Raw genomic sequence first — 8,644 nt, 5'->3', positions numbered from 1 at the left:
TCCCAGCGCCAGGTCGGGTTTCTCGCTGTCACCGCGGCGACCGTTCTGTGGGCGTTCGGCGCCACCGTCGCCGGCAAACTGTTCCGCGCCGGAGTCGCGCCCCTCGAGCTGGTGGAAGCACGCACCTACATCACCGCCGTGGGACTTGGCCTGTTCAGCTACCTCTGGCACGCCCGCGCCGGCGATCGGACCCCCACCAGCGAGAACCCCCCGCGGTTTAGACACACCCTCGTGTTCGGACTGGCCGTCGGCACCGCCAACGCCGCCCTGTTCCTGGCCATCGCGCGCCTACCTGTCGCCGTGGCGATCGTGCTGCAGAACATCGCTCCCGCCCTCGTCGTTCTGTGGACGCTGCTGGCCCAGCACAAGCGGCCATCGGCGACGGTGCCCATCGCGCTGGCCATCATGATCCTCGGGGTAGCGTTCGTCGCCGACCTTCCGGCCGCCGGAACCGGCCGGATCAGTCTGACCGGTCTCGCCTACGGCCTGCTGACCGCGGTCGCCGTCGCGTCGTTCTCTGTCCTCGGCGAAAGCTCCAGCCGTGCCTACGGCGCGGCTGCCTCCATGGCCCGAGCCTTCGCCGTCTCCGCACTCGCCTGGGTGATCATCCAGGCCCCGCAGGGCTGGCCACGCATCCTCACCGACACCCGCCATCTCCCCAACGTCCTGCTCGTCGGCATTCTCGGCACCCTCGTACCTTTCGTCCTGTTCTCGTGGGGTGTCGCCCGGGCGGGTTCGCAGGCGGCCTCCGCCGCCACCGCTCTCGAACCCGTCTTCGGTGTCGTCCTCGCATGGCTCTGGCTCGGTCAATCCCTCAACCTGCGTCAGCTCATCAGCGCAGCCGTTCTCATCGCGGCCGTCCTCTACCTGCGAACCCAGATGCCCCCTCCGCACGTCCCACCAGCCGTACAGCAACCCCCAACCCGAACGGCTCATCCATCCACCAGCCTGGGCGGCAACGAGGACCCCGATAGTGCACAGCGCACACCCAAGGCAACGACCGTCGCATATCCGAAGCAGCCGGTCCGACGGCCAGACAGCCAACCCGCCATGATCAACCGGCTGCTCCCCGGACGCCTTCAACGACCAGCGACACCGCGGCCACCCACCGACGATGATCTCAAGAGCGAAGGGCCGGAGACCCCCATACCACAGGAGTACAGGGATCCCACCGCTGATCCGGACGCATGATCATGACTATGGTGCGTCGTCTCATCCCCGTCGATGATCAGCGACAGCGAACAAGACGATTGCGCCTATTCCTACAACGGTGGCGCACCTCGCGCCCGCCTGGGCGCCTTTCGTAAGCCCCACCACGACGCCGATGACCACTGACACTGCCAGGATCAGGACGGCGAGGCCACGCAGGCGGCCTGCGGACCACATATCTCGGTTGTTGTCAGCCACGACACCAATGGTGATATTTTTCCTGTCTGCGGTCACCCGGTTACGGCATGTCGGCGAGAGCCGGGCAACCCCGGCCGGCCCAGGGGCGAGGACAGGCCCACGAACCGACATCACCCCGCGTCAAGATCGCCCCACCGCCGCCGCGCCGTCGAACTCCTCCCGGCGACTTCTGACCCGGGCACCGAGACGGACAAGATCAATTCTTAGCGTTCAATCCTGCGGAAATCTGCGCCTCACCCGGAACGAGTACGTAAGTGGCTGCTGGAGCAGCCACTTACACACTCGTTAACATGATCGCTTTTGTTTCCGTATCCCGTTTCGGGATACGGTGGATCTTGGTCGGTGTTTTTCCGGATGGGGTTCGTGGCCTGCGGAAACGCTTGAAGGCCGCTGTCCGTTGCGCGACCGCTTGAGCGGCCTTCGGACGGCGGCCCACGGTCACAGGTCGTTGCCGGCGTAGGAGAGGTTGAAGCTTTTATTGGTCAGGGGGAAGTCGGGGACGATGGTGTCCGCCAGGGCGATGGGCAGGGCGGGCCAGTTGAAGAAGGACGGGTCGACGACCTTCACCCGGGCCAGGGTACGGTCGGGTGCGAGCTCGACACGGGTGGTGATGGTGCCGCGCCAGCCCTCGACGATGCCCACGCCCGAGGCGATGCCCGTCCCCGAACCGGCACCTACGCCCGGGCCCACGTCCGGACCGCCCGGGCCCACACCCGCACCGGGGCCGGGGAGCCGGCCGGTGGGGCCCAGGCCCGAGCCTGGATCCGCGTCCGAACCGGGCTTCAGGAGCGGACCAGGCCGGCCGGGGAGGTCGTCCCGGCCGGCCCCGGACGCGGGCCCGGGAGCGGACGCCGGCCCGGGTCCGAGACCGTGGGCGGACCTGGACGCGGGCCCGGGAGCGAGCTCGGCGCGCGTGACGCCGGAGGTCAGGCCGGCGGCGAGCGTCTCGACGAGGGCCAGGGAGACGTCGATCTCCTCCGCCCGGATGAGGAAGCGGGCCAGCACGTCCCCGCTGGTGTGCACGGGGACGGTGAGGGCGTCGCCGTAGTCGAGGAACGGATGGGCCTGCCGGGCGTCCACCCGTACGCCGCTGGCCCGGGCGACGTAGCCCAGGCAGCCCAGGTCGCGGGCGGCGCGGCCGTCGAGGCGGGCGGCGCCGGCGAAACGGTCACGTACGGTGCTGTGGCCGAGGGCGAGGGCGACGATGTCGCGGATGTCGTCGCCGATCGCGCGCATGCGGGCCGGATCCGGCAGGGCGCGGACGGCGGCGCCGCCGGGGACGACACCCCCGCGCAGCAGCCGGTGCCCGGTGACCTCCTGGTTGAGGCGCAGCAGCTGTTCGCGGACGCGCTGGGCCTGGGCGTTGAGGATGCCGTGACCGACGTCGTTGCACAGCGCGCCGAGGTCGGCGACGTGGTTGTGCAGCCGTTCGAGCTCGAGCAGGAGCGCCCGGGCGCGCCGGGCCGGCTCGGGGACGGCGGTGGCGGTGGCCTCCTCGACGGCGAGGCAGTAGGCCAGCGCGTGGCCGACGGCGGTGTCCCCGCTGATCCGTTCGGCCAGCGGCAGCCCCCGCGCCACGTCCCGCCGCTCGAAGAGCTTCTCGATGCCCTTGTGGACGAACCACAGCCGGGCCTTGAGCTTGAGGATGGTCTCGCCGACGACGGAGAAGCGGAAGTGGCCGGGCTCGATCAGTCCGGCGTGCACGGGCCCGACCGGGATCTCGTAGACGCCGTCGCCCTCGACGGTCAGGAACGGGAAGGGGCCCTCGGGCTCGGCGAACGGCGGCGGCGGGCCGGCGTCGGGCCGCATCGGATACCAGCCGCGGGGCCAGTGCGGGTGGCGCACCAGCCGGCGGGGCAGCGGATGGTTCAGCGGGACGATGCCGTGCAGGTCACGCATCTCGCGCTCGAACCGGCCGGCGGGGAAGGACAGGTGGGCGAGGCTCGGCAGCGCCGGGGTGTCCGGGTCGAGGCGGACGTGCAGTTCGACGCGGGAGTCGGGCGGGCCCTTGACGAACAGGTACACCACCCGGATGGCCGGGCCGCCCGGGGCGTCGGCGCCGTCGTGGTGGGCCGCGGCCAGGGCGAGGCGGTGGCCGTCGGCCAGCATCTCGCGGACCCGCCGGGGCAGTTCGGCGATCCCAGTGTCGATCATGGTCCGAGTGGTGTGGCCGTCACAGGAGGTATGGCCGCTGTGACCGGTGCGCGGCCGGTCGGGACCGGAGCCGGGGCGGGAGGTCGGGTCGGGACGCATGGGTGTCAGGGCCCTCCGGTGATCGCGGCGGCGGTGGACAGCAGGCTGCTCAGGGGGACGTCGCTGACGCCCAGGGCGGCGCAGGCCGCCAGCCCGACGGCCAGCGGCACCCACACCGCGGCACCGAACCGCACCGGCACGGTGACAGCGGTGCCGCCGTCCTGAACGGGCGCGGCGGCGATGCCACCGCCGTGCCGGGCCGGCATGGCGGTGGCGGCATCCTGGTCCGGCATGGCGGTCGTGGTGCCGCCGTCATGTACCGGCACGGCGACGGCAGCACCGTCCTTCTGGACCGGCGTGTCTTTCTGGACCAGCGTGGCGGCGGCGCCGCCGTTCTGGCCGGGGGCGGGGCCCAGCAGCATGTGGGCGGTGCGGGCGGTCATCGCCGCGAACGCGGCCAGCACCAGCACCAACGCGGCGGCGGTCGCCCAGCCCAGCCCCGCGGGCCCGGTGAAACCGGCGCGGGCGATGGCCAGTTCGGAGGCGAACAGGCTGAACGGCGGGAAGCCGAGCAGCGCCAGCACGGCCAGGCCGAACGCGGCGGCGAGGACCGGCGCCTGGCTCAGCAGCCCGCGGACCCGGCCGATGCGGGTGGTGTGCCGCAGGTGCAGGATGTGCCCGCTGGAGCAGAACGCGACGCTCTTGGCCAGCCCGTGGCCGGCGATGTGCAGCAGCACCGCGGAGGCCGCCAGCCGGGTGCCGGTGGCGGCGCCGAGCGCGATCAGGCTCATGTGCTCCATGCTGGAGTAGGCGAGCATGCGCTTGTAGTCACGTTGGCCGAGCAGCAGGGCAGCAGCCAGCGCGAGGGTGAGCACGGCGGCGCCGGCGAGCAGGGTCCGGGCGAACCCGGGGCCCAGTGCCACGTCCGCGATCACCTTGTAGCGCAGGATCGCGGTGAAGGACACCGCCAGCAGCACCCCGGACATCAGCGCCGACACCGGCGCCGGGGCCTGGCTGTGCGCGTCGGGCAGCCAGGCGTGCAGCGGCACCAGCCCGGCCTTGGCGCCGAACCCCAGGATGACCAGGGCGATACCCATCCGGGTGACGTCCGGATCCAGCTCGTGCGCCCGGGCGACGAGCACCGGCCAGTCCAGGGCGGAGGCTTCCGAGATGCCGGCCTGCCGGGCAGCGTAGTAGATCAGGATGGTGCCCAGGAAGGCCAGGGCGATCCCGGCGGAGCAGATGACGACGTACTTCCAGGCGGCCTCGACCGAGGCGCGGGTCCGCCGGTGGCCGACGAGGAAGGCGGTGACGATGGTGGTGGCCTCGATCGCCACCCACAGCACGCCGAGGTTGGCCACCAGGACGGCGACGGCCATCGCGGCCAGGAAGGCGTGCACCAGGATGCCGTAGCGGCGCGCGCCGCGGGCGTCGGTGTGCCCGGCGGCGTTCTCCGCCGCCAGGTAGGCGGGGCTGGCCGCGCAGGCGAGGACCGCGACCGCGCCGATGACCAGCAGGATCCACGCGGACAGGGCGTCGGCGCGGGCCAGCCCGCCGTAGCCGGTGACCGGCCCGTGCCCGGGGACGCGGACGGCCAGCACGACCGCGCAGCCCAGGATCGTGGCGGGGGAGACAAGACCCGCCCAGGCGGTGGCCGGCCGCCAGCCGAGCACGGCGTAGCCGGCCGCGGTGGCCAGCGCGGCCGCGACCGGGGCGGTCAGCAGCAGCGTGGCGGCGACGGACGTCGTGCCGGCGGGTGCCGCGGCGGCGAAGGCCGAGGCGGCGGACGCGGACGTTGCGGCGGCGGGTGCCAAGGCGGCGGACGTTGCGGCGGCGGATGTTGCGGCGGCGAAGGTCATCAGTCGTGCAGCTCCCGCAGGTCGTCGATGTCGGTCCCGCCGAAGGTGGCGTGTATCCGGGTCGTGAGGATCTGCAGGACCAGGACGGCGAGCAGCACGTCGAAGGAGACCCCGAGTTCGACGATGGGCGGCACGCCGGAGGTGGCCAGGAAGGCCACGGCGGTGATGCCGTTGTCCAGCAGCAGGAACCCGACCGCCTGGGCGAGTGCGCGGCGCCGGGTGACCAGGGTGAAGAAGCCGATGAGGACCACGGCCAGGCCGACCGGCAGCGCCCGGGTCGCCGGGCTGGGCGCCAGCTCCACCAGCGGGCGGGCCGCGGCGTAGGCGAGCAGGGTCAGCGCCGCGGCGGTCAGCAGCGAGGCCGCCACGTTGACCAGCGGCTCGGTCTCCCGGGTCTCCCCGCTGGTGGCCAGCACCCGCCGCATCAGGTACGGCAGCACCCCGGCGCGCAGCACCAGGATGCCGACGGCCACGGCCAGCAACTCGAACCGGTGCTCGTGGATGCCGGACAGGGCGGCGATGGCGGCCAGCGCCACCCCCTGGACGGCGAACAGGCGCACGAACGCGGTCAGTTCGCGGCGCCACAGCACCAGCACGGCGGCGAGCAGGAACACCCCGCAGGCCAGGTCGAGCAGCTGGGTGTACGTACCGGTGCTCATCGTGGCCCACCCTGTGCGGGGCGGCGAGGTGCGGGGCGGCGAGACAGGATCATGGGCGGGCTCAGTTTCCGGGTAGGAAGAACGAGGCGCCGACGGCGAGCAGCGCGAGCAGGAAGGAGCCGGTGAGCAGCTCGGGCACCTTGAACAGGCGCATCTTCGCCCAGAACACCTCGGCCGCGGCCAGCCCGGCGCCGAGCAGGGCGACCTTCCCGGCGAAGAGCGCCAGCGCCAGCGGCAGGGCCGCCGCCGCAGTGCCGGTGGCGATCCCCCAGGGGACGAACAGGCTGGTGAGCAGGCCCAGCAGCACCGTCAGCCGCATCTGGGCGCCGAGCTCGATCAGGGCGAGATCCGGGCCGGCGTACTCCAGGATCATCGCCTCGTGGATCATCGTCAGTTCCAGGTGCGTGGACGGGTTGTCCACCGGCAGCCGGCCGGTCTCGGCGAGGGTGACCACGGCCAGGGCGACACCGGCCAGCAGGCTGGCGGGGGAGGCCAGCCGGGCCGGGTCGTGGACGCCGTGCGCGACGATGGTGGGCAGGTTGGTCGACCCGGCCGGGATCGACAGCGCGACCACCGACAGCAGGATGGTCGGCTCCACCAGCGCGACCACGGTCATCTCACGGGACGCGCCCATGCCCCCGAAGGCGGTCCCGGTGTCCAGGCCGGCCAGCGCCAGGATCACCGTGCCCAGCGCCAGCAGCGTCACCACGACGAGCAGGTCCGCGCTGTCACGCACCGGGGTGGCGGTGGACGCCAGCGGCACCAGCGCGGCGACCACGAGGGTGGTGGCGACCAGCAGCAGCGGCGCCAGCCGGAAGGCCGGGCCGGTGCCCACCGGGGTGATGGGCTGCTTGCGCAGCAGTTTGCGCAGGTCCCGCCATGGCTGTCCGACGCCGGCGCCGGCGCGTCCCTCCATCCGGGCCCGCACCTGCCGCATCAGCCCGGTCAGCAGCGGCGCCCCGGCAACCACGACGACGATCTGGGCGAGTACCGCCACCGTCCCGACCGCGCTCACCGGGTCACCGCCAGCACCAGCAGGACGGCGACCAGCCCGCAGAACCCGTAGCCGAGGTAGCGGTGCACACTGCCGTTGGCCAGCTTCCGTGCGGACACACCCGCCCCGGCCAGCGCCGCCAGCACCGGCCGGTACAGGCGGTACTCGATCCGGTCCGGGATCCTCCGCTGGAAGCGGACCCGTTCGACCAGGTAGGCCGATTCACGGGTCGGGGTGACGTCGACGTCCTGCTCGGGCGCGAGCACGTCGTCGAACACACGCTGTAACGGTTCGGCGAACGAGGTGGCCGTGTACTGCATGCGGGCGCTCGGCGCGCCGCCGCCGCAGTCCCACAGCTCGGCCCCGACACGACGGGGGTGGCGCGTAAGCAGGCGCGTCGCCGTCGCCACGGCGAGTATCGCGGCCGCCAGCGCCGCCGCCACCCACAACGGCGACAGCGTCGTGGCAAGCCGGTCCAGCCGGACGTCCACCCCGCCGCCGGGCAGCGCCCGCCCGACGTCCGCCCCGGCCGGGCCGGGGCCGGCCGCCCCGGCTGGCCCGACGGGCCCGGTCACACCGGTCGCCGCGACCGCGTCGGACAGGCCGCCGGCCAGTGTCCCCGGGACCAGCGCCAGGGCGGCGCAGCCGGCGGCGAGCAGCCCCATCCCGGCGAGCATGACCGGGGGGCTCTCCCGCGCCGAGGCGGCCTCGGCGCCGCGGGGGCGGGCGAAGAACCCCACCCCGAGCGCCTTGACGAAGGTGGCGGCGGCCAGCCCCGCGGACAGCGCGATGGCGGCGACCGCCAGCGGCAGCGCCACCGCGCTGGCCGTCCCCGGCACCCCCAGCCCGTGCACGAGCGACTCCAGCAGCAGCCACTCGCTGACGAACCCGTTGCCCGGCGGCAGCGCCACCGCCCCCAGCGCACCCACCGCGAACAGCCCGGCCGTCACCGGCATCCGGGCCCGCAGCCCGCCCAGCGCGTCCAGGTCACGCACGCCGGTGGCCCGCAGCACCGACCCGGCCGCGCAGAACAGCAGCGCCTTGAACGCGGCATGGTTGACCACGTGCAGTAACGCGGCGGCGAGCGCCAGGGCGGCGAGGGGCCGTTCCCCGGCGGCGGCGAACATCCCCGCCGCACCGGCGCCGATCAGGACCAGGCCCATGTTCTCGCTCGTCGAGTACGCCAGCAGCTGTTTGACGTCGGTGGCCATCGCCGCCTGCAACATCCCGTACACCGCCGAGACCGCCCCGGCGGCCAGCAGCACCAGCCACCACCAGCGCGGCCCGCCCCCGAGCAGGTCGAACCCGACGCGGATCACCCCGTAGACGCCCAGGTTCACCATGGCCGCGCTCATCAGCGCCGAGACGTGGCTGGGCGCCTGCGGATGCGCCCGCGGCAGCCAGGCGTGCAGCGGGACCGTGCCCGCCTTGGACGCGAACGCGGCAACCGCCAGCACGAAGACCGTGCTACGGACGGCCGGCGGCACCTCGCCCGCGCCCGCGCGCAGCGCAGTGAACGTCTCACCGCCGGC

6 protein-coding genes are annotated in these 8,644 nt (G+C 73.3%); 1 reads left to right on the top strand and 5 read right to left on the bottom strand.

Annotated features, from left to right (window positions below; translation table 11 throughout):
- A partial coding sequence (locus AC5LUJ_RS14540) for an EamA family transporter (protein ID WP_493465101.1) occupies positions 1-1,191 on the top strand: 1,191 nt, incomplete at its 5' end.
- A 654-nt stretch (positions 1,192-1,845) separates the two neighbouring features.
- On the opposite strand, the gene AC5LUJ_RS14535 is transcribed toward AC5LUJ_RS14540, so the two are convergent.
- From AC5LUJ_RS14535 to AC5LUJ_RS14515, 5 genes are all read right to left on the bottom strand, one after another.
- Positions 1,846-3,561, bottom strand: coding sequence for a hydrogenase large subunit (locus AC5LUJ_RS14535; RefSeq protein ID WP_250282039.1), 1,716 nt, complete (start codon positions 3,559-3,561; stop codon positions 1,846-1,848).
- Between the two features lie 104 nt (positions 3,562-3,665).
- Positions 3,666-5,459 (bottom strand): proton-conducting transporter transmembrane domain-containing protein, encoded by a 1,794-nt coding sequence (locus tag AC5LUJ_RS14530; protein WP_493465100.1) that lies wholly within the window; start codon positions 5,457-5,459, stop codon positions 3,666-3,668.
- Complete coding sequence (locus AC5LUJ_RS14525) at positions 5,459-6,118, bottom strand: hypothetical protein (RefSeq protein ID WP_250282043.1); 660 nt, start codon at positions 6,116-6,118, stop codon at positions 5,459-5,461. Before AC5LUJ_RS14525 ends, AC5LUJ_RS14530 begins: the two co-directional genes overlap by 1 nt.
- Before the next feature lie 61 nt (positions 6,119-6,179).
- Positions 6,180-7,133, bottom strand: a complete 954-nt coding sequence (locus tag AC5LUJ_RS14520) for a respiratory chain complex I subunit 1 family protein (RefSeq protein ID WP_250282044.1) — start codon at positions 7,131-7,133, stop codon at positions 6,180-6,182.
- A partial coding sequence (locus AC5LUJ_RS14515; RefSeq protein WP_493465099.1) for a proton-conducting transporter transmembrane domain-containing protein occupies positions 7,130-8,644 on the bottom strand: 1,515 nt, incomplete at its 5' end. The genes AC5LUJ_RS14520 and AC5LUJ_RS14515, both read right to left, overlap by 4 nt.

The sequence above is a fragment of the Protofrankia sp. CiP1_Cm_nod3 genome (assembly GCF_982290655.1).
Note: the sequence above shows the minus strand (reverse complement) of the source record. Positions and strands in the feature narration are given on the sequence as shown.

Excerpts from the sequence above, each read along its gene's own strand:
- AC5LUJ_RS14535 (WP_250282039.1), bottom strand. The coding sequence starts at position 3,561 with ATGATCGACACTGGGATCGCCGAACTGCCCCGGCGGGTCCGCGAGATG.
- AC5LUJ_RS14530 (WP_493465100.1), bottom strand. The coding sequence starts at position 5,459 with ATGACCTTCGCCGCCGCAACATCCGCCGCCGCAACGTCCGCCGCCTTG.
- AC5LUJ_RS14525 (WP_250282043.1), bottom strand. The coding sequence starts at position 6,118 with ATGAGCACCGGTACGTACACCCAGCTGCTCGACCTGGCCTGCGGGGTG.